Source organism: Aeromicrobium sp. UBA7512, assembly GCF_002476985.1.
Taxonomy (GTDB): domain Bacteria; phylum Actinomycetota; class Actinomycetes; order Propionibacteriales; family Nocardioidaceae; genus Aeromicrobium; species Aeromicrobium phoceense.
Genome location: NZ_DLNK01000001.1, coordinates 89,581 through 108,577, shown reverse-complemented (window position 1 = coordinate 108,577; position 18,997 = coordinate 89,581). Strand labels below are relative to the sequence as shown.

Here is an 18,997-nt window from a genome sequence, read left to right as displayed (position 1 = left end):
CCGACCCTAGCCCGCTTCAGCCCATGCCGGTGATGAGTGCGCGGTGGAACGCGATGCCGCGCTCGAGCGTGTCGATCGCGACCTTCTCGTTCGGCGCGTGGATCGAGTCGCGCTGCGCCCGGCTCATGTGCAGCGGTGCGAACCGGTAGACCGAGTCGCTGATCCGCGTGAAGTGCCGCGAGTCGGTGCCGCCGGTCTGCACGTACGGCACGACCGAGATCCCGGGACCGAGCGCCGCGATGGCCTCGCCCAGGGCGTGCCACGCGTCGTTGTCGGTGCGCGAGACCGGAGGCGGGTCCTCGCCGTCCATCCGCTCGATCTCGACGTCGAGCCCGCGGAACAACTTCTCGAGCCGGCCGCGCAGTCGCTCGCGGGTGTCGCCCACGGCGAGCCGGACGTTGACGTTGGCGCGCGCCTCGGTGGCGAGGACGTTGCGGGCCGGGCTGCCGCTGACCTGCGTGACCGCCATCGTCGTGCGGACCATGGCGCCGGTCTCCTTGCCGAGCCGCGCCAGCAGCTCGGCCACCGGGCGGTTGGCCCGGCCGGCGTGCTGGAGCACCGGGGCGAGCGGTTTGGGCACGAGACCCGACAGCGCGTCGAGCATCTGCAGGACCGGGTCGGACAGGTGCGGCCTCGCCGGATGCCGGTCGATCCGCACGATGGCGCGAGCCAGGCGCGCGGTGGCGCCGTTCTTCGCCGGCGTGGAGGCGTGACCTCCTCCCCCGCGCGCGAGCAGGCCGACGTCGACCGTGCCCTTCTCGACGATCGCGACCATCGCGGTGGTCGCCGACACCCCCGGCAGCCCGTCGTCCACGATCGCGCCACCCTCGTCCGAGACGAGCCACGGGCGCACGCCCATCGAGTCGAGGTGGTCGACCACCTCGGCCGCACCGTGCCCGAACACCTCCTCGTCGGACCCGAACGAGAGGTAGACGTCGCGGGCCGGCTCGAAGCCCTCGGCCAGCAGCGACTCCACCGCCTCGGCGATGCAGACCAGCGGTCCCTTGTCGTCGAGGGCGCCCCGGCCGTGGACGAAGCCGTCCTCGATCACTCCCGCGAACGGATCGCGGTCCCACTGCTCGGCCGGGGCGGGCACCACGTCGTAGTGCGCCATCAGCACGAGCGGCCGCTCGGTGCTGCGGCCGGGCCAGCGGAAGAGCAGCGTGCCACCCGGGAACTCGGTGAGCTCCAGGGCGGTGTGCAGGCTCGGGTACAGCCCCGCGAACGTCTCGCGGAAGGCCACGAACTCGGCCTCGTCCCGCTCGTCCGGGGCCGAGACGGTGCGGCAGCCGATCAGCTCGGCCAGGCGTGCGGCGGCGTTCATCGCCCGATCTCCTCCTCGATCCCGGCCGGGTCGGCGAACGCCAGCCGCGGCACGAAGGTCAGTCCGACGGCGGCCACGAACGCCGTGGCCGAGCACACGATCCAGACGGTGTAGTAGCCCGACATCGACGCGGCGGCCGCATGGGTGGCGCCGGCGGCCAGGGCCACCCCGAAGATGCACGAGGCGAAGGAGCCGCCGATCGTCTTGGTGGTGTTGGTCAGGCCGGTGGCCACGGCGGTGCGCCCCTCGGGCGCGGCGGCGGCCGCGGCGGCGGGCAGGGCGGCGACGAGCGCACCCGAGCCCAGGCCGGCCACGACCATGCACACGGCCATCTGGGCCACCGAGAAGTGCAGCGGCACGAGTGCGGCGTAGCCCAGGCCCACGAGACCCGCCGCCGCGATGAGGCACGCGCGCGGGGTGAAGCGCTGGCTGAGTCGCGCGAACACGAGCGCGCCGACGAGCATCGACAGCACGTAGCCGCCGATCACCGGAGCCACGGAGCTCGCGGTGAGGCCGAGCCCGTAGCCGTGCACGTCGGGATCGGTCTGGGCGAACGTCGAGAGCGGGATCTGCGCGCCGAGCACGCTGACGCCGAACAGCAGCGCCGTGAGCTGCACGGGCCACATCGACGCCTGGCGCATGACCCGCAGGTCGATGATCGGATCGCCCGCCCCCAGCTCGTGCTGGACGAACGGCACCAGGACCAGCGCACCCAGGCCGATGGCGAGCCAGGGCCAGGGCGACGCGACGCCGACGATCCGCACGAGCGAGAGGCCACCCGTCACCAGCAGCAGGCTGGCGCTCAGGAGCAGGAGTCCGGGACCGTCGAGGCTGCCGGCCTGGCGCTCGTGCGTGTCGGGCACGAAGCCGATGATGACGAACACGACCACCACGGTCAGGACCCCGGGCACGACCAGCACCATCCACAGCGAGTCGAACAGCGCCGAGGTCGCACCGGCCGAGAGCGCTCCGGCGATCGCACCGGCCTGGAGCGCGGCCACGATGACGCCCGTCGCCCGCCGGGTGGCTGCGGCACGTTGGGGCAGGCCCGCGCTGCGTCGGTAGATCAGCGCCACCTCGAGCGGCAGCCACACGGTGAAGACGCCCTGCAGCGCCCAGAACACGAGGTAGCTCTGGAACGAGGTGGAGAAGGCGATGCCGCACGTGGCGACCGCCGTGAGGACGGCGGCCCAGACCAGCACCCGCTGGTGGCCGATGAGATCACCGAGCTTGGACAGCGGCGGCACGCACAGCGCCGAGAGCAGCAGCTGTGCCGCCTCGAACCAGTTGACGTCGGCGTCGTTGATGTCGAGGTGACGCGCGATGTCGGTGGCCAGCGGCGTGTAGTAGCCCTGGAGGAATCCGCTGACGAACTCCACGAAGACGAGCGCGCCGACGAGTCCGGCCCCGACGGAGGCAGCGCGATGTCGTCCCATGCGCCACAGGCTAGACCCTCGGTCGGGGTCCGGACCGAGGATCGCGAGGTCAGTCCCCCTCGACTCCATGCCGGTCGTGGATGAGGCGCGACAGCACGATCGACGTCTCGGTCTGGCTCACGCTGGCGGCGCCGACGCGGATCTGCTCCAGCGCGGACTCGAGGTCGCGCACGTCCTCGGCCACCAGGTGCAGGATCGCGTCCGCGGCACCGGAGACGGTGGCCGCCGCGTGGACCTGGGGCACCTGCAGGAACGCCTCGCGCAGCACGCGCGGCGAGATCGTGCCCTGGCAGTGCACCTCGACGTAGGCCTCGGTGGTCCAGCCGCGGTGGTGCGGGTCGACGACCACGGTGAACCCGCTGATCACGCCCGTCTCCACGAGCCGGTCCACCCGGCGCTTGACCGCCGGCGCGGACAGCCCGACCCGCGAGCCGAGTGCGGCATAGCTCGCGCGGCCGTCCTCAGTGAGGGCGTCCAGGAGGGAACGATCGATCTGGTCCAGGCTCATGGGCGCAACGTATCAAACCTAAACAAGCCAAACGCACAAGAAAGCGCACGTCATGCGAGTGATAAACGGCTGGTTCCGGCCGTCCGGAGTCCCTACGCTCGTGTCATCCCCCGCCCGAGGAGCTCCATGACGCAGATCCTGACCACGCCGCAGGCCGCCCCGGCCCGCAGCGCGCGCACGCGCCACTACGCGATGTGCCCACCCACCGAGTTCGAGGTCGTCTACTCGATCAACCCGTGGATGGACCTCACGAACCCGGTGGACGCCGGCCTCGCGCAGGCGCAGTGGCAGGGACTGCGGGACGTGTACCGGGCGCTCGGGCACCGCGTCGACCTGCTTCAGCCGGTCCCGGGCCTGCCCGACATGGTGTTCGCCGCGAACGGCGCCGTGTCCGTCGGGGACCGCACGTACGGAGCGGCCTTCGCCTTTCCGCAGCGTCAGGCCGAGGCCCACGCGCACGTCGACTTCCTCCGGGCGGGCGGCCGTGAGGTCCAGCGTCCGAGCCACACCAACGAGGGCGAGGGTGACTTCCTCGTGCTGCGCGACGTCGTGCTCGCCGGCCACGGCTTCCGCACCTCGCGTGACGCCCACCGCGAGGCGGCTGGGGCGATGCACCCGCCGACATCGCGTGGTTCCCCGGCGCCTTCAGCCCGGCGGCGCGTCGCACGCTGCGGCGCCTGTTCCCCGCGTCGCTGGAGTGCTCGGAGGCGGAGGCGCTGGCGTTCGGGCTGAACCTCGTCAGCGACGGCGCGAACGTCGTGCTCCCGAGCGAGGCTCCGGAGCTCGCCGCGACACTGCGGGATCGCGGCTACCACCCGGTGCCGGTGGAGCTCTCGGAGTTCGTCAAGGGCGGTGGCAGCGTCAAGTGCTGCACCGCCGAGCTGCACCGCTGAACCGGCCTCAGGCCGTGACCCGGGGGCGGCGGCCCATCCGCGCCAGCAGCCTCGTCTGCCGGTCAGCGTCGTCCGGCACGTCGACCGGCCGGCCGAACACCCCGTCGTCGTAGGCGTGGTCGCCGAAGCCCACGAACGCGGCGTCCAGCGCGTCCATGTCCGCTTCGGAGAACGTGGTGGGCCGCCCGTTGGACGCGCCGAGGTCCCAGCCGTGCACCACGAGGTCGAAGCCGTAAAAGGCGTCCAGAGTGGCGCCGATGGTGGTCCGGCCGAAGAAGCCGTCGAACTCGCGCGAGGTCACTGCCGGGTCGGCGGCGTAGGGGCGGACGGCGTCGAGGTGGGCGGCCCAGGCCTGCGCGGGAGGGCCCGTCGGCCGCTCGCCGAGGTCGATCTCGTGCCGCGCGAAGAAGTCGCGCTGCGAGTTGATCACGTGGGCGACCACGTCGGCGGCGGTCCAGTCCGCGCACGGGGACGCGGCGGACCAGTCGGTCGTGGCGGCCACGGTGGCGGAGAAGCGGTCGGCTGCGTCGAAGTAGGAGGTCATGCCCCCAGCATGGTCGCGGGACGACCTCGACTCTTGAAAGAATCCGACACATGACGGGAGAGGACGTGCGGCGCATCGACCCGACCGAGCGGGCCCACCTGCTCGACGCGTCGGGATACACGCCGCCGATCCACCGCTTCGCCCCCTCCCCCGGACTCGCGTCGGTCGTCCGGCGGTACTGGATGCCCGTCTGGTCACTGCCCGAAGGCGCGGTGTCGGTGCAACGCGTGCTGCAGTACCCGGTCTGCCTCCTGGTCGTCTCTCACGAGTACGCACTCCTCGTGGGGCCGAGCAGCGGGCTGTCGACCACCGAGCTCAGCGGCTCCGGCTGGGCGCTGGGCACGATGCTCCAGCCGGCGGCCGGACTCGCGCTCGCCGGTGGGCCGGTGGACCGGCTGACGGACGACTCCGTCCCCCTCGCCGACGAGGAGCTGGTCACCGAGATCCGCTCGGCGGTCGGCGAGGACCCGCACGATCCGCAGCGGCAGCGAGCCGCCGTCGCTGTGACGGAGGCGTGGCTGGCGGCGCTCCTGCCCGTGGACGAGGAAGGCCTGCTCGTCAACGCGATCGTCGAGTACGTGGAGGGCGACACCGACGTCCAGCGGGTGAGCCAGGTGTGCGAGAAGTTCGCCCTCACCGAGCGCACGCTGCAGCGTCTCACCGCGCGGCGCATCGGGCTCTCGCCGAAGTGGCTCGTCCAGCGGCGCCGGCTCCACGAGGCCGCCGAGCGACTGCGTGAGGAGCCCCGCCCCGACCTGGCGCGCGTCGCAGCCGACCTCGGCTACGCCGACCAGGCCCACTTCGGGCGGGACTTCCGCGCCGTCACCGGCCTGACACCCGGGGAGTTCGCCGCCGAGTCCGACGGGTGAGCCGTCGCTGAGACGTCGCTCAGACGTCGTCCCCGCTGTCGGCCGACAGGACCAGCCACTCCCCCTCGGCGAGTTGCAGGTCCCACGTGTCCTCCGGGCCCTTCGGCCACTGCACCGTGACCGTGGCGCTGTCGTCGAAGACCTCGACGCTCATCGGCACCTCCTCCAGGTCGGTGCCGTCGGCGCTCCACCGGCCCTCCTGCTCGCGGACGTCACCGCACTCGACCTGCTCGGGTACCAGGACCGTCTCCTTCACCGTGTCGCAGTCGCCCGCGTCCGCGGCGAGGAGATGGCGCCGCAGGAGGGCCTCGGCGGCCTGCTGCTGGTCCGCGCCCTCGGCCGAGGCGCTGGGACTCGGGTCGGCGCCGTCACCCGACGACTCGCCCTGACCGCACCCCGCGAGCAGGACGACGGCCAGCAGGAACGGGACGACCGACCGAAGACTCATGCCCTCAGTCTCCCCCGCGACCCAACCCCGCCCAGCGCGCACTCACGCCGAGTGGCGCAGAAACGCCCACCACTCGGCGAGTGGCGGGCGAAACTGCGCCACTCGCGGTCTGTGGGAGGCTCAGGCCGGTTCGGCGCAGGGCACGCCGAGCTCGGCGAGACGCGCAGCTCCGCCGTCGAGAGCGGTGAGCACCCAGACGCCCTCGGTGGTCACCGTGATCGAGTGCTCGTGGTGCGCGGCCCAGGTGCCGTCGGTGGTGACGGCGGTCCAGTCGTCCTCGAGGATCGCGGCGCGCGAGGTGCCCAGCGTGATCATCGGCTCGATGGCCAGCGCCATGCCGAGCGCGAGCTTCGGTCCCTTGCCCCGGCGGCCGCTGTTCGGCACGTCGGGAGCCTGGTGCATCTCGGACCCGATCCCGTGCCCCGTGAACCCGTCGGTGATGCCGTAGCGCCCTTGGCTGCGGACGTAGGACTCGATCGCGTGCGAGATGTCGCCGACCCGACCACCGATGCGGGCGGCGGCGATGCCCCGCCACAGCGACTCCTCGGTGACCCGGTTGAGCTCGGCGACCTCGGGTGCGACCTCGCCGACCGGGACGCTGATCGCGGCGTCGCCGTGCCAGCCGTCGACGACGGCGCCGAAGTCGATCGAGACCAGGTCGCCCTCCGCGAGCACGCGGTCGCCGGGGATGCCGTGCACGATCTCGTCGTTCACCGAGGCGCAGATGACGCCCGTGAAGCCGTGGTAGCCCAGGAAGTTGGAGGTGGCCCCCTCGGCGGCCAGACGCTCGCGCGCCAGCGCGTCGAGGTCGCCCGTGCTGACTCCGGGGGCGACGGCGTCGCGCAGCACCTCGAGGGTGCGGCCCACCACCAGGCCGGCCTGGCGCATGGTGGCCAGCTGCTCGGGGGTCTTCAGCTCGATCGACTCACCGAACATCGCGAACCGCCACTCAGGCGCGGGTGGAGAGAGCCTCGGCGATGCGCGCGCCGACCTCTTCCGGGGTGCCCATGCCGTCGACCTCGATCAGCAGGCCACGGTCGCGGTACACGGCCAGCAGGGGCGCGGTCTCGTTCCGGTACACCTCCTGGCGGTGCCGGATGACCTCTTCGGTGTCGTCGGAGCGACCGCTCACCTTGGCCCGCTCGAGCAGGCGACCGATGAGCTCGTCCTCGATGACCGTCAGGGCGATGACGCCGTCGAGGCCCGAGCCGAGGTCGGCCAGGATCTGGTCGAGCTTGGCGACCTGGTCGAGGGTGCGCGGGTAGCCGTCGAGCAGGAACGCCTCGCGGGCGTCGTCCTGGGCGAGACGGTCCGCCACCATCGCGTTGGTGACCTCGTCCGGCACGTACTCGCCGGCATCCATGTAGCGCTTGGCGGCCTGCCCCAGCTCGGTCTCCTGCGCCACGTTCTCGCGGAAGATGTCGCCGGTGGAGACGTGCGCACCGTCGATGCGCTTGGCGAGCGCCACGGCCTGCGTGCCCTTGCCCGCGCCGGGCGGACCCATGATGAGGAGTCGCGTCACTTCAGGAACCCTTCGTAGTTGCGCTGCTGCAACTGGCTTTCGATCTGCTTCACCGTGTCGAGCCCGACGCCCACGATGATCAGGATCGTCGTGCCGCCGAACGGGAAGTTCTGGTTGGCCCCGACCAGGGCGATCGCCAGCATCGGGATCAAGGAGATCAGGCCGAGGTACAGCGCGCCCGGCGCGGTGATGCGCGACAGGACGTAGCCCAGGTAGTCCTGCGTGGGCTTGCCGGCGCGGATTCCCGGGATGAAGCCGCCGTACTTCTTCATGTTGTCGGCGACCTCCTCGGGGTTGAAGGTGATCGACACGTAGAAGTACGTGAAGAACACGATCAGCGCGAAGAACGTGGCCATGTAGTACGGGTGGTCGCCCGTGACGAAGTGGTCCTGGATCCAGCTGGCGGCCGAGGAGTCGGAGTTGAAGTTGACCCACAGCACCGGCAGGTACATCAGGCTGGAGGCGAAGATGACCGGGATGATGCCGGCCTGGTTCACCTTGAGCGGGATGTAGGTGGAGGAGCCACCGAACATGCGGCGGCCGACCATGCGCTTGGCGTACTGGACCGGGATCCGGCGCTGCGCCTGCTCGATGAAGATGACCAGCGCGACCACGGCCAGGCCGACGGCCACGACGATGGCGAAGGTGGTCCAGCCGTTCGTCTGGCGGATGTTCCACATCGCGCCGGGGAAGGTGGCGACGACCTGCGTGAAGATCAGGATCGACATGCCGTTGCCCACTCCACGGTCGGTGATGAGCTCGCCGAACCACATGATGACGGTGGTGCCGGCGACCATGACCGTGACGATGAGCAGGTACGAGGCCATGCTGTCGGGGTTGTAGAGCAGCGGCAGGTTGCAGGCGCCCTGGAACAGGTCGCCGCTGCGCGCCAGGGCCACGATGCCCGCGGCCTGCAGGATCGCCAGGCCGACGGTGAGGTAGCGGGTGTACTGCGTGATCTTCGCCTGGCCGGACTGGCCCTCCTTCTTGAGGGCCTCCAGCCGCGGGATCACCACGACGAGCAGCTGCAGGATGATGCTCGCGGTGATGTAGGGCATGATGCCGAGCGCGAACACGGTCAGCTGCAGCAGTGCACCGCCGGAGAAGACGTTGATGAGGGCGAACAGGCCGGCATTCTCGCCGCCCGCGGCGAGGTCGACGCACTCGCGCACGTTCGCCACGTTGACGCCGGGCGCGGGCAGCATCGAGCCCATCCTGAAGAGCACGACGATCCCCAGGACGAAGAGGATCTTGCGACGCAGTTCAGGTGTCCTGAACGCGTTCACGAAGACTTTGAGCACGAACTTCCTCCCGCTTCACGGCATGACGCCGTCTGACTGTAACAGTGAGCGAAACGGGCGGGCTCTCCTCATGGGGAGAACCCGCCCGACGATCGCTTCGGATCCTGCAGTTGGCGTCAGGACGCGCTGACGGAACCGCCGGCGGCCTCGATCTTGGCCTGGGCCGAGGCGGACACCTTGTCGACGGTCACCTGGACCGCGACGTCGATGTCGCCGCCACCGAGCACCTTGACGGGACGGCCCTTGCGGACCGCACCCTTCTCGACGAGCGTGGCCACGTCGACCGTGCCGCCCTCGGCGAAGAGCTCGGAGATCCGGCCCACGTTGACGACCTGGTACTCGACCCGGAACGGGTTCGTGAAGCCCTTGAGCTTCGGCAGGCGCATGTGGAGCGGGATCTGGCCGCCTTCGAAGCCGGCGGACACCTGGTAGCGGGCCTTGGTGCCCTTGGTGCCACGACCGGCGGTCTTGCCCTTGGAGCCCTCACCGCGACCCACGCGGGTCTTGGCGGTCTTGGCGCCCGGAGCGGGACGCAGGTGGTGCAACTTGATCGCCATGATCAGTCGACCTCCTTAAAGGTGACGAGGTGCGGGATGGTGTTGACCATGCCGCGGATTTCGGGACGGTCCTCGACGACCTTGACGTCGCCGATGCGCTTGAGCCCGAGCGAACGCAGCGTGTTGCGCTGGTTCTGCTCGCGACCGATGCCCGACTTGACCTGGGTGACTTCGAGCTTGCCCATCAGACGGTCACCTCCGCGGTCTCGCCGTGCTTCAGCTTGCCGGCCTTGATCAGGGCGGCGGGGGCGACCTCCTCGACCGTCAGGCCGCGGCGCGTGGCCACGTCCTGCGGCGACTCCAGCGAGCGCAGCGCCTCGACCGTCGCGTGGACGATGTTGATCGCGTTCGAGGAGCCGAGCGACTTGCTCAGGACGTCGTGGATGCCAGCGGCCTCCAGCACGGCGCGGACCGGGCCACCGGCGATGACGCCGGTACCGGGCGACGCCGGGCGCAGGAAGACGACACCGGCCGCCTTCTCACCCTGCACCGGGTGCGGGATGGTGCCCTGGATGCGGGGGACGCGGAAGAAGGACTTCTTCGCCTCCTCGACACCCTTGGCGATGGCCGTGGGAACTTCCTTGGCCTTGCCGTAGCCGACACCGACCTGGCCGTCGCCGTCACCGACGATGACCAGCGCGGTGAAGCTGAAGCGCCGGCCGCCCTTGACGACCTTGGCCACACGGTTGATCGTGACGACCTTCTCGATGTAGTTGGACTTCTCGGCGTTGCGGTCGCCGCGGCCTCCGCGACGCTCGCCACCCTGTCGGCGCGTGCTCATGCGGCACTCCCCTTGTTCGTCGTGATGGTCATCAGAACTCCAGTCCGCCCTCGCGGGCGCCGTCGGCCAGCGCGGCGACGCGACCGGCGTACTTGTTGCCCGCGCGGTCGAACACCACCGAGCCGACACCGGCAGCCTTGGCGCGATCGGCGAGCAGCTCGCCGACCTTCTTGGCCTTGGCCGTCTTGTCGCCCTCGAACGAACGCAGGTCCGACTCCATCGTGGAAGCCGACGCGAGCGTGTGTCCCTCGAGGTCGTTGACGACCTGCGCGACGATGTGCTTGCTCGAGCGGGTGACGACCAGGCGAGGACGCTCGGCCGAACCCTGGATCTTCTTGCGGCCACGGATCTGGCGGCGCTGACGCGACGCGACCCGACCCGCAGTGTGCTTGGCGTGCTTGATCGAGATTGCCATGGCTTACTTACCAGCCTTTCCGGCCTTGCGCAGGATGCGCTCTCCCGCGTACCGCACGCCCTTGCCCTTGTAGGGCTCCGGCTTGCGGATCTTGCGGATGTTGGCGGCGACCTCGCCCACGACCTGCTTGTCGATGCCCGAGACGGTCAGCTTGGTCGGACCCTCGACGGTGAACGTGATGCCCTCGGGCGCCGTGAACGGCACCGGGTGGCTGAAGCCGAGGTTCAGCTCGATCTCCGACGGGCCCTTGGGGAGCACGCGGTAACCGACGCCGACGATCTCGAGCTTCTTCTCGTAGCCCTCGGTGACACCGATGACCATGTTGTTGACCAGCGTGCGGGACAGGCCGTGAAGGGCCTTGCTGCGACGCTCGTCGTTGGGACGCTCGACCGCCAGCGCGCCGTCATCGTCCTTGCGGACGGTGATGGGCTCGGCGACGGTGTGCGAGAGCTGGCCCTTGGGACCCTTGACCGTGACGGTCTGGCCGTCGATGTTGACGTCGACGCCGGAGGGGACGGCGACGGGGAGCTTGCCGATGCGCGACATGTTCAGTCCTCTCTCGTCACCAGACGTAGGCGAGGACTTCCCCACCCACTCCGTTGTTGTTGGCCTGACGGTCGGTCTGCAGACCCTGGCTCGTGGAGATGATCGCCACGCCCAGGCCGCCGAGGACCTTCGGAAGGTTGTTGGACTTGGCGTAGACGCGCAGCCCCGGCTTGCTGATGCGGCGGATGCCGGCAATCGAGCGCTCGCGGTGCGGGCCGTACTTGAGGGTGATCGTCAGCGACTTGCCGACCTCGCCCTCGGTCGGCTCGGCCACGGCGTAGTCGGTGATGTAGCCCTCCTGCTTCAGGATGGCGGCGACGCCCTCCTTCAGCTTGGAGTGCGGCATCGTGACGGCGTCGTGGTACGCCTGGTTGCCGTTGCGGACACGCGTGAGCATGTCCGCGATCGGATCGGTCATCGTCATTTCAGTGTGTTCCGTTTCTCGCTGCGGTTTCCGTCTCGTCCGGCCATGGGCCGTGGGAGGGGACCTGCTGCGGTGTGAAGTGGTTTCTTAAAGTCGCGCGATTACCAAGAGGACTTCGTCACGCCGGGCAGCTCGCCCCGGTGCGCCATCTCCCGCAGGCAGATGCGGCACAGGCCGAACTTGCGGTAGACGGAGCGGGGACGGCCGCAGCGCTGGCAGCGCGTGTAGCCACGGACGCCGAACTTCGGCGTACGGGACTGCTTGACCTTCAGACCGGTCTTCGCCATGTCAGTTCTCCTTGTACGGGAAGCCGAGCAGCTTGAGCAGAGCGCGGCCCTCATCGTCGTTGGTGGCCGTGGTGACGACCGTGATGTCCATGCCCCGGCTGCGATCGATCTTGTCCTGGTCGATCTCGTGGAACATGACCTGCTCGGTCAGGCCGAACGTGTAGTTGCCCCGGCCGTCGAACTGCTTGGGCGACAGGCCGCGGAAGTCGCGGATGCGCGGCAGCGCGAGCGTCAGCAGGCGGTCGAGGAACTCCCACATGCGGTCGCCACGCAGCGTGACGTGCGCGCCGATCGGCATGCCCTCACGCAGCTTGAACTGGGCGATGGACTTGCGGGCCTTGGTGACCTGGGGCTTCTGGCCGGTGATGGCCGTGAGGTCCTTGATGGCACCCTCGATGAGCTTGCCGTCGCGGGCCGCCTCACCGACGCCCATGTTGACGACGATCTTGGTCAGGCCGGGGACCTGCATGACGTTGTCGTAGTCGAACTGCTCCCGCAGCGCGGCCACGATCTCCTCGCGGTACTTCGCCTTCAGGCGAGGCGCGGTGGTGGTTGCCATCTCAGATCTCCTTTCCGGTCTTGCGGCTGATGCGGGTCTTCTTGCCGTCGACGACGCCCGAGCCGATCTTGGTGGTGGTCTTGCCGCCGTCGGCGTCGACCACGAGCATGACGTTCGAGACGTGGATCGGGGCCTCGGCGGTGATGATGCCGCCCTCGGTCCCGGTCTGGCCGGCACGCGTGTGCTTCTGGACGCGGTTCACGCCCTCGACGACGACGCGGTCGTTCTCCAGGACACCGATGATCTTGCCCTCGACGCCCTTGTCCTTGCCGGCGATGACCTTGACCTGGTCACCCTTGCGGATTCCTGCCATCTCAGAGCACCTCCGGAGCGAGCGAGATGATGCGCATGAACTTCTTGTCGCGCAGCTCGCGGCCCACGGGGCCGAAGATGCGGGTTCCACGCGGATCGCCGTCGGTCTTGAGGATCACGGCAGCGTTCTCGTCGAACTTGATGTACGAACCGTCAGGACGGCGGCGCTCCTTCGTGGTGCGCACGATGACCGCCTTGACGACATCGCCCTTCTTGACGTTGCCTCCGGGGATCGCGTCCTTGACGGTGGCGACGATCGTGTCGCCGATACCGGCGTAGCGACGACCGGAGCCACCGAGAACGCGGATGCAGAGGATCTCCTTGGCACCCGTGTTGTCGGCGACCTTGAGTCGCGACTCCTGCTGAATCATCTGTCTCTCACTTCGCCTTCTCGAGGATCTCCACGACCCGCCAACGCTTGGTGGCCGAGAGCGGACGCGTCTCCGACAGGAGCACACGGTCGCCGATGCCGGCCGCGTTGGCCTCGTCGTGGGCCTTCAGCTTGATGTTGCGGCGCAGCACCTTGCCGTACAGCGGGTGCTTGAAGCGCTCCTCGATGCTGACGACGACGGTCTTGTCCATCTTGTCGCTGACGACCAGACCCTCACGGATCTTGCGCGAGGAGCGTTCGTTGCTCCCACCTTCATTGGGCACAGTAGTGTCCTTCGTGCTCATGCCTGAACCTCCTCGATGATGCCGAGCTCGCGCTCACGGATGACCGTGTAGATGCGCGCGATGTCCTTGCGCACCGTGCGCAGACGCGCGGTGTTGTCGAGCTGACCGGTGGCGTTCTGGAAGCGCAGGTTGAACAGCTCCTCCTTGGCCTCCTTCAGCTTCGCGGCCAGGTCATCGGCAGTGAGGTCGCGGAGCTCTGCGGTGTTGCTTGCCATCACAGGTCTCCTGTCTCGCGGGTGATGAAGCGTGCCTTCATGGGCAGCTTGTGGATCGCGCGGCGCATCGCCTCACGGGCGACCTCTTCGGTGACACCGGAGAGCTCGAACATGACACGGCCGGGCTTGACGTTCGCCACCCACCACTCGGGCGAGCCCTTGCCGGAGCCCATGCGGGTCTCGGCGGGCTTCTTGGTCAGCGGACGGTCCGGGTAGATGTTGATCCAGACCTTGCCGCCACGCTTGATGTGACGGGTCATGGCGATACGAGCGGACTCGATCTGACGGTTGGTCACGTAGTGACCCTCGACCGCCTGGATGCCGAACTCGCCGAAGGCCAGCTCGGTGCCGCCCTTGGCCATGCCGCGGCGCTTGGGGTGGTGCTGCTTGCGGTACTTGACGCGACGAGGCATCAACATCAGGACTCAACTCCTTCAGTGGCCGCGGGAGCAGCTGCGGGAGCCGACTCGGTGGCGGCCGGAGCAGCGGCGGGAGCGGCGTCACGAGCGGGACGACGGGCGCCACCACGCTCACCACGGCCGGGACGACGGCTGCCCGGAGCAGCCGCGCGACGGGCCGCCTCGGCCTCGCGCTCGGCCCGGGTACCGGCGACCTCGCCCTTGTAGATCCAGACCTTCACGCCGATGCGGCCGAAGGTCGTCTTGGCCTCGTAGAAGCCGTAGTCGACGTCGGCGCGCAGCGTGTGCAGCGGGACGCGACCCTCGCGGTAGAACTCCGAGCGGCTCATCTCGGCGCCGCCGAGACGACCCGAGCACTGGATCCGGATGCCCTTGGCGCCCGAACGCATCGTGGTCTGCATCGCCTTGCGCATGGCACGACGGAACTGCACACGACCGGACAGCTGCTCGGCCACGCCCTGCGCGACGAGCTGGGCGTCCATCTCGGGCTGCTTGACCTCGAGGATGTTCAGCTGGACCTGCTTGCCGGTCAGCTTCTCCAGGTCGCCGCGGATGCGGTCGGCCTCGGCGCCACGGCGACCGATGACGATGCCCGGACGCGCCGTGTGGATGTCCACGCGGACGCGGTCACGGGTGCGCTCGATCTCGACGCGGCTGATGCCGGCGCGATCCATGCCCTTGGTGAGCAGGCGGCGGATCTTGACGTCCTCGCCGACGTAGCTGGAGTACAGCTTGTCGGCGTACCAGCGGCTCTTGTGATCCGTGGAGATGCCCAGGCGGAAACCGTGCGGGTTGATCTTCTGACCCATGTCAGTTGCCACCCTTCTTCTCGTCGGTTGCGGGTTCGACGACCACCGTCAGGTGGCTCGTGCGCTTGAGGATGCGGTTGGCCGCACCCTTGGCGCGCGGGCGCCAGCGCTTCATCGTCGGGCCCTCGTCGACCAGCACGGTGGTGATGACCAGGGTCGAACGATCCAGTCCTTCGGTGGTCTCGGCGTTCGAGGCAGCCGAGTCGACCAGCTTGTAGAAGTTCTCGGCCACAGCCTGCGGCTGGAACTTCAGCATGGTCAGGGCGTCCTCGACGCGCGATCCGCGGATCAGGTCGGCGACACGGCGCGACTTCTGCGCGGTGACGCGGACGTACCGCGCCACGGCGAAGGCGCCGGGGCGGTCGCCGAGCAGGCGCGCGCGGCGCTCGCTCACGTTGTCACGGGTGGTGGCACTCATCGGCGCTTCGCCTTCCGGTCGTCCTTCTCATGGCCCTTGAACGTGCGGGTGGGAGCGAACTCCCCCAGCTTGTGGCCAACCATCGAGTCGGTGATGAACACGGGAACGTGCTTGCGGCCGTCGTGCACGGCGATCGTGTGTCCGATGAAGGACGGCAGGATCATCGAGCGACGGGACCAGGTCTTGATCACGTTGTGGGTCTCGGCCGCGTTCTGAGCGTCCACCTTCTTCTCGAGGTGGCCGTCAACGAAGGGACCCTTCTTCAAACTACGAGGCATCTTTTTCTCCAGGTCCTCTCTCAGCGACCGCTCTTGCGGCGGCGGACGATCATCTGGTCGCTGGCCTTGCGCTTGCGCGTACGGCCCTCGGGCTTGCCCCACGGGCTGACCGGGTGACGGCCACCGGAGGTCTTGCCCTCACCGCCACCGTGCGGGTGGTCGATCGGGTTCATGGCGACACCGCGGACGGTCGGGCGCTTGCCCTTCCAGCGGTTGCGGCCGGCCTTGCCCCAGTTGATGTTCGACTGCTCCGAGTTGCCGACCTCACCGATGGAGGCGCGGCAGCGGACGTCGACGTAGCGCATCTCGCCGGAGGGCAGGCGCAGCTGCGCCTTCGAGCCCTCCTTGGCGACGAGCTGCACCTTGGCACCGGCGGAGCGGCCCATCTTGGCGCCGCCACCGGGACGGAGCTCGATCGCGTGGATCGTGGTGCCGACCGGGATGTTGCGCAGCGGCAGGTTGTTGCCGGGCTTGATGTCGGCGCCGGTACCGGCCTCGACCGCCATGCCCTGCTTCAGGCCCTCGGGCGCGATGATGTAGCGCTTCTCGCCATCGGCGTAGTGCAGCAGCGCGATGCGGGCGGTGCGGTTGGGGTCGTACTCGATGTGAGCGACCTTGGCCGGCACGCCGTCCTTGTCGTAGCGCTTGAAGTCGATGACGCGGTAGGCGCGCTTGTGGCCACCACCCTGGTGACGGGTGGTGATCCGGCCCTGGTTGTTGCGGCCGCCCTTCTTGGGCAGCGGCTCGACCAGCGACTTCTCGGGCGTCGTACGCGTGATCTCGGCGAAGTCCGCCACGCTCGAGCCGCGACGGCCCGGCGTGGTGGGCTTGTACTTGCGAATAGCCATGTCTCAGTCAGTCCTTCAGCTCGGGCTCGAGAAGATGTCGATGCTCTGGCCCGCGGCCACGCTGACGACGGCGCGCTTGGTGTCCTTGCGCTTGCCTTCGCCGTTGCGGGTGCGACGGGTCTTGCCCTTGCGGTTGATCGTGTTCACACCGGTGACCTTGACCCCGAAGATCTCCTCGACGGCGATCTTGATCTGGGTCTTGTTGGCGTCCGGGTGGACCAGGAACGTGTACTTGTTGTCGTCGAGCAGGCCGTAGCTCTTCTCGCTGACCACGGGGGCGATCAGGACGTCCCGCGCGAAGGTTCCGTGGTTGGTCATCAGTTCTCCTCCTGGGCCTCAGCGCCACCGGCCGGAGCGAATCCCGCGGCCTCGGCGGACTCGACCGAGTCGAACCAGACCTCGGCGACCGTCTGGTCGTACCACTGGCTGTCGGGCACGTGGTACTTCTTCGAGTTCTCGTTGCCCTTGATCTCGTGACCCTTGGGCGCGTTGCCGCTGGCCAGCGGCGCCTTCGAACCCGGGCCGTACGGCTGGGTCTTGGTGGCGCCGGACTTCGCGTCGTCCTCGGCCGGAGCCTCGACCACCTCGGCCTTCGCGGCAGCCTGCTTCGGGGCGGACTTCCTGGCCGGCTTGGCCGCGGGGGCGTCAGCCTCGACGACCGCCTGGCTCAGCTTGACCGTGTCGGCACCCTCGGTCGAGCGCGCCGCCACGAAGGCGTCGAACGCGGCCTTCGTGAAGATCACGTCGTCGGCCAGCAGCACGTCGTACGTGTTGAGCTGGTCGAAGGTGAGCGTGGCGATGAACTCGGCGTTGCGCAGGCTCTTGACCGTCAGCGCGTCGTCGCGGTCGACGACCACGAGCACGCGCGCCCGGTTGGAGAGGCCACGCACCGCGGCGAGCGCGGTCCGGGTGGACGGCGCGTCACCGGAGACGAGCGAGTCGATGACGTGCAGGCGACCGCTGCGGGCCCGGTCGGTGAGGGCGCCACGCAGGGCGGCGGCCTTCATCTTCTTGGGCGTGCGCTGGTCGTACGAGCGCGGCGTGGGGCCGTGCACGACGCCACCACCGGCGTACTGGGGAGCGCGGATCGAGCCCTGGCGAGCGCGGCCGGTGCCCTTCTGGCGGTACGGCTTCTTGCCGCCGCCGCGGACCTCAGCGCGCGTCTTGACGCTGTGCGTGCCCTGACGGGCAGCCGCGAGCTGTGCGGTGACGACCTGGTGCATCAGCGGGATGCTGACGCGGGCGTCGAAGATGTCGACGGGCAGGTCGACGTCGATGGTCTGTGCCATGTCGGTCAGGCCCCCTTCGCAGCGGAGCGGATGACGACGAGAGCGCCCTTGGCCCCGGGCACTGCGCCCTTGACCAGGATGAGGCCCCGCTCGGTGTCGACCGCGTGGACGGTGAGGTTCTGGGTGGTCACGGTGTCCGTGCCCATGTGGCCCGCCATGCGCAGGCCCTTGAAGACCCGGCCGGGGGTGGCGCAGCCACCGATGGAGCCGGGCTTGCGGTGGTTGCGGTGCGCGCCGTGCGAGGCGGAGACGCCGGCGAAGCCGTGACGCTTCATGACGCCGGCGAAGCCCTTGCCCTTGCTGGTGGCGGTCACGTCGACCTTGTCACCGTTGGCGAAGATCTCCGGGGAGATCTCCTGGCCCAGGGTGTAGTCGGCGACGGCCTCGGTGCGGATCTCCACGACGTGGCGGCGCGGCGTGACGCCGGCCTTCGCGAAGTGACCGGCCTGCGGCTTGTTCAGCTTGCGGCCGTCGATCTCGCCGTAGCCGAGCTGGATGGCGCTGTAGCCGTCGGTCTCGCGAGTGCGGATCTGGGTGACGATGTTGGTCGAGGCCTCGAGGACGGTGACCGGAATGACCCGGTTGTTCTCGTCCCAGACCTGCGTCATCCCGAGCTTGCGACCGAGGAGGCCGCGCGCGGTGAGTGTGCTGCTGCTCATGGTGTGCGTCCCTCCCTCAGAGCTTGATCTCGATGTCGACGCCGGCCGGCAGGTCGAGTCGCATGAGCGAGTCGACGGTCTTGGGCGTCGGGTCGATGATGTCGATGAGCCGCTTGTGGGTGCGCATCTCGAAGTGCTCGCGGCTGTCCTTGTACTTGTGCGGCGAACGGATGACGCAGTACACGTTCTTCTCCGTCGGCAGCGGCACGGGGCCGGCAACCTTGGCGCCGGTGCGGGTCACGGTGTCGACGATCTTCTTCGCCGAGGAATCGATGACCTCGTGGTCGTAGGCCTTGAGCCGGATACGGATCTTCTGTCCCGCCATGCTCTCGCTCGTCCTTTACATTCGTCTTCGCCAGCCCCCGGGTTCGGGGTAGGCAGGCCCCCGTCTCCGTTCCCCGAGGTCGGGCGTGTCGCGGCGCTGACGCGCACAAAGGAACACACACTTCTCGAGTTAGGTGGTTGGACCGGCTCCGCCCCGCCGATGCGGTGCGACTGGCCGGACAACATGGTCTCGGGTTCGGCACCGACGTTGAGCTGGGCGTGAGTTCCCAACCGCAGGCGCCACCGCGAACATGCCGGGGCAACCTGACCATTCTGACAGACTCCGCCCGCGTAACACAAATCGGGTCGTGCGGGCGTGACCGTGGGCTGCGACACC

At 69.1% G+C, this 18,997-nt stretch carries 32 protein-coding genes; 3 read left to right on the top strand and 29 right to left on the bottom strand.

Annotated features, from left to right (window positions below):
* Nucleotides 1-16: 16 nt before the first annotated feature.
* Genes B2363_RS00590 through B2363_RS00580 form a run of 3 tightly spaced genes read right to left on the bottom strand, consistent with a single transcriptional unit; the run spans nt 17 to nt 3,268 of the window.
* Nucleotides 17-1,324 carry a M20/M25/M40 family metallo-hydrolase gene (locus B2363_RS00590; RefSeq protein WP_286927718.1) on the bottom strand — a complete coding sequence of 436 codons (1,308 nt, stop codon included), beginning with the start codon at nt 1,322-1,324 and terminating at the stop codon, nt 17-19.
* Entirely contained in the window at nt 1,321-2,760 is a 1,440-nt protein-coding gene (locus tag B2363_RS00585) for an MFS transporter (RefSeq protein WP_286927716.1), read from the bottom strand. The genes B2363_RS00590 and B2363_RS00585 overlap by 4 nt, the downstream gene beginning before the upstream one ends.
* Before the next feature lie 49 nt (nt 2,761-2,809).
* Nucleotides 2,810-3,268: an Lrp/AsnC family transcriptional regulator gene (locus tag B2363_RS00580; RefSeq protein WP_181754479.1), complete on the bottom strand. Its 459-nt coding sequence runs from the start codon at nt 3,266-3,268 to the stop codon at nt 2,810-2,812.
* Between the two features lie 126 nt (nt 3,269-3,394).
* Between B2363_RS00580 and B2363_RS00575 the strand changes: the two genes are divergently transcribed.
* Together B2363_RS00575 and B2363_RS00570 are read left to right on the top strand one after the other, a co-directional pair.
* Nucleotides 3,395-4,000 (top strand): dimethylarginine dimethylaminohydrolase family protein, encoded by a 606-nt coding sequence (locus tag B2363_RS00575; RefSeq protein WP_286927714.1) that lies wholly within the window; start codon nt 3,395-3,397, stop codon nt 3,998-4,000.
* Nucleotides 4,001-4,026: 26 nt separating this feature from the next.
* The gene (locus tag B2363_RS00570; RefSeq protein WP_286927713.1) at nt 4,027-4,161 is read left to right on the top strand and encodes a hypothetical protein; all 135 of its coding nucleotides are present in this window, start codon (nt 4,027-4,029) and stop codon (nt 4,159-4,161) included.
* A gap of 7 nt (nt 4,162-4,168) precedes the next feature.
* Here the strand turns inward: B2363_RS00570 and B2363_RS00565 are convergent, their stop codons facing one another.
* Nucleotides 4,169-4,705, bottom strand: coding sequence for a TIGR03086 family metal-binding protein (locus B2363_RS00565; RefSeq protein WP_286927712.1), 537 nt, complete (start codon nt 4,703-4,705; stop codon nt 4,169-4,171).
* Between the two features lie 50 nt (nt 4,706-4,755).
* On the opposite strand from B2363_RS00565, the gene B2363_RS00560 reads away from it, so the two are divergent.
* Nucleotides 4,756-5,574 carry a helix-turn-helix domain-containing protein gene (locus tag B2363_RS00560; RefSeq protein ID WP_286927711.1) on the top strand — a complete coding sequence of 273 codons (819 nt, stop codon included), beginning with the start codon at nt 4,756-4,758 and terminating at the stop codon, nt 5,572-5,574.
* A 19-nt stretch (nt 5,575-5,593) separates the two neighbouring features.
* On the opposite strand, the gene B2363_RS00555 is transcribed toward B2363_RS00560, so the two are convergent.
* The 25 genes from B2363_RS00555 to rpsJ form a co-directional block, all read right to left on the bottom strand.
* A complete protein-coding gene (locus B2363_RS00555; RefSeq protein ID WP_286927710.1) occupies nt 5,594-6,022 on the bottom strand; it encodes a hypothetical protein in 429 nt (142 codons plus the stop codon).
* Nucleotides 6,023-6,142: 120 nt separating this feature from the next.
* Nucleotides 6,143-6,958 carry a type I methionyl aminopeptidase gene (map, locus tag B2363_RS00550; protein WP_286927709.1) on the bottom strand — a complete coding sequence of 272 codons (816 nt, stop codon included), beginning with the start codon at nt 6,956-6,958 and terminating at the stop codon, nt 6,143-6,145.
* A 13-nt stretch (nt 6,959-6,971) separates the two neighbouring features.
* Complete coding sequence (locus B2363_RS00545) at nt 6,972-7,544, bottom strand: adenylate kinase (protein ID WP_286927708.1); 573 nt, start codon at nt 7,542-7,544, stop codon at nt 6,972-6,974.
* On the bottom strand, nt 7,541-8,845 hold the full coding sequence (gene secY / locus B2363_RS00540) for a preprotein translocase subunit SecY (protein ID WP_286927706.1): 1,305 nt from the start codon (nt 8,843-8,845) through the stop codon (nt 7,541-7,543). Before secY ends, B2363_RS00545 begins: the two co-directional genes overlap by 4 nt.
* Nucleotides 8,846-8,961: 116 nt before the next feature.
* Nucleotides 8,962-9,402 (bottom strand): 50S ribosomal protein L15, encoded by a 441-nt coding sequence (rplO, locus tag B2363_RS00535; RefSeq protein ID WP_286927705.1) that lies wholly within the window; start codon nt 9,400-9,402, stop codon nt 8,962-8,964.
* Nucleotides 9,403-9,404: 2 nt separating this feature from the next.
* Nucleotides 9,405-9,587: a 50S ribosomal protein L30 gene (gene rpmD / locus B2363_RS00530; RefSeq protein WP_181754464.1), complete on the bottom strand. Its 183-nt coding sequence runs from the start codon at nt 9,585-9,587 to the stop codon at nt 9,405-9,407.
* Nucleotides 9,587-10,183 carry a 30S ribosomal protein S5 gene (rpsE, locus tag B2363_RS00525; RefSeq protein WP_078699113.1) on the bottom strand — a complete coding sequence of 199 codons (597 nt, stop codon included), beginning with the start codon at nt 10,181-10,183 and terminating at the stop codon, nt 9,587-9,589. The genes rpmD and rpsE overlap by 1 nt, the downstream gene beginning before the upstream one ends.
* A 31-nt stretch (nt 10,184-10,214) precedes the next feature.
* Nucleotides 10,215-10,598 carry a 50S ribosomal protein L18 gene (gene rplR / locus B2363_RS00520; RefSeq protein ID WP_181754462.1) on the bottom strand — a complete coding sequence of 128 codons (384 nt, stop codon included), beginning with the start codon at nt 10,596-10,598 and terminating at the stop codon, nt 10,215-10,217.
* A 3-nt stretch (nt 10,599-10,601) separates the two neighbouring features.
* Nucleotides 10,602-11,144 (bottom strand): 50S ribosomal protein L6, encoded by a 543-nt coding sequence (gene rplF, locus B2363_RS00515; protein WP_078699115.1) that lies wholly within the window; start codon nt 11,142-11,144, stop codon nt 10,602-10,604.
* A gap of 16 nt (nt 11,145-11,160) precedes the next feature.
* Nucleotides 11,161-11,568 carry a 30S ribosomal protein S8 gene (rpsH, locus tag B2363_RS00510; protein WP_181754458.1) on the bottom strand — a complete coding sequence of 136 codons (408 nt, stop codon included), beginning with the start codon at nt 11,566-11,568 and terminating at the stop codon, nt 11,161-11,163.
* Between the two features lie 101 nt (nt 11,569-11,669).
* Nucleotides 11,670-11,855, bottom strand: coding sequence for a type Z 30S ribosomal protein S14 (locus tag B2363_RS00505; RefSeq protein ID WP_078699117.1), 186 nt, complete (start codon nt 11,853-11,855; stop codon nt 11,670-11,672).
* Nucleotide 11,856: 1 nt separating this feature from the next.
* Complete coding sequence (rplE, locus tag B2363_RS00500; RefSeq protein ID WP_181754456.1) at nt 11,857-12,414, bottom strand: 50S ribosomal protein L5; 558 nt, start codon at nt 12,412-12,414, stop codon at nt 11,857-11,859.
* A 1-nt stretch (nt 12,415) separates the two neighbouring features.
* Entirely contained in the window at nt 12,416-12,727 is a 312-nt protein-coding gene (gene rplX / locus B2363_RS00495) for a 50S ribosomal protein L24 (RefSeq protein WP_181754454.1), read from the bottom strand.
* Between the two features lies 1 nt (nt 12,728).
* The gene (gene rplN, locus B2363_RS00490) at nt 12,729-13,097 is read right to left on the bottom strand and encodes a 50S ribosomal protein L14 (RefSeq protein ID WP_078699120.1); all 369 of its coding nucleotides are present in this window, start codon (nt 13,095-13,097) and stop codon (nt 12,729-12,731) included.
* Nucleotides 13,098-13,104: 7 nt separating this feature from the next.
* Nucleotides 13,105-13,401 carry a 30S ribosomal protein S17 gene (gene rpsQ, locus B2363_RS00485; RefSeq protein WP_181754452.1) on the bottom strand — a complete coding sequence of 99 codons (297 nt, stop codon included), beginning with the start codon at nt 13,399-13,401 and terminating at the stop codon, nt 13,105-13,107.
* Nucleotides 13,398-13,616, bottom strand: coding sequence for a 50S ribosomal protein L29 (gene rpmC / locus B2363_RS00480; RefSeq protein WP_078699122.1), 219 nt, complete (start codon nt 13,614-13,616; stop codon nt 13,398-13,400). The genes rpsQ and rpmC overlap by 4 nt, the downstream gene beginning before the upstream one ends.
* Entirely contained in the window at nt 13,616-14,035 is a 420-nt protein-coding gene (gene rplP / locus B2363_RS00475; protein ID WP_181754450.1) for a 50S ribosomal protein L16, read from the bottom strand. The genes rpmC and rplP overlap by 1 nt, the downstream gene beginning before the upstream one ends.
* The gene (gene rpsC / locus B2363_RS00470; protein ID WP_286927779.1) at nt 14,035-14,844 is read right to left on the bottom strand and encodes a 30S ribosomal protein S3; all 810 of its coding nucleotides are present in this window, start codon (nt 14,842-14,844) and stop codon (nt 14,035-14,037) included. The genes rplP and rpsC overlap by 1 nt, the downstream gene beginning before the upstream one ends.
* A 1-nt stretch (nt 14,845) precedes the next feature.
* Nucleotides 14,846-15,262 carry a 50S ribosomal protein L22 gene (rplV, locus tag B2363_RS00465; RefSeq protein WP_181754448.1) on the bottom strand — a complete coding sequence of 139 codons (417 nt, stop codon included), beginning with the start codon at nt 15,260-15,262 and terminating at the stop codon, nt 14,846-14,848.
* Complete coding sequence (gene rpsS / locus B2363_RS00460; RefSeq protein ID WP_078699126.1) at nt 15,259-15,540, bottom strand: 30S ribosomal protein S19; 282 nt, start codon at nt 15,538-15,540, stop codon at nt 15,259-15,261. The genes rplV and rpsS overlap by 4 nt, the downstream gene beginning before the upstream one ends.
* Before the next feature lie 20 nt (nt 15,541-15,560).
* Nucleotides 15,561-16,388 (bottom strand): 50S ribosomal protein L2, encoded by an 828-nt coding sequence (gene rplB, locus B2363_RS00455; RefSeq protein ID WP_181754440.1) that lies wholly within the window; start codon nt 16,386-16,388, stop codon nt 15,561-15,563.
* A gap of 15 nt (nt 16,389-16,403) precedes the next feature.
* A complete protein-coding gene (rplW, locus tag B2363_RS00450) occupies nt 16,404-16,706 on the bottom strand; it encodes a 50S ribosomal protein L23 (RefSeq protein WP_078699128.1) in 303 nt (100 codons plus the stop codon).
* Nucleotides 16,706-17,677 (bottom strand): 50S ribosomal protein L4, encoded by a 972-nt coding sequence (gene rplD / locus B2363_RS00445; protein WP_286927701.1) that lies wholly within the window; start codon nt 17,675-17,677, stop codon nt 16,706-16,708. Before rplD ends, rplW begins: the two co-directional genes overlap by 1 nt.
* Before the next feature lie 5 nt (nt 17,678-17,682).
* Entirely contained in the window at nt 17,683-18,336 is a 654-nt protein-coding gene (gene rplC, locus B2363_RS00440; protein WP_181754437.1) for a 50S ribosomal protein L3, read from the bottom strand.
* Nucleotides 18,337-18,352: 16 nt separating this feature from the next.
* Nucleotides 18,353-18,661 (bottom strand): 30S ribosomal protein S10, encoded by a 309-nt coding sequence (rpsJ, locus tag B2363_RS00435; RefSeq protein ID WP_078699131.1) that lies wholly within the window; start codon nt 18,659-18,661, stop codon nt 18,353-18,355.
* Nucleotides 18,662-18,997 lie beyond the last annotated feature (336 nt).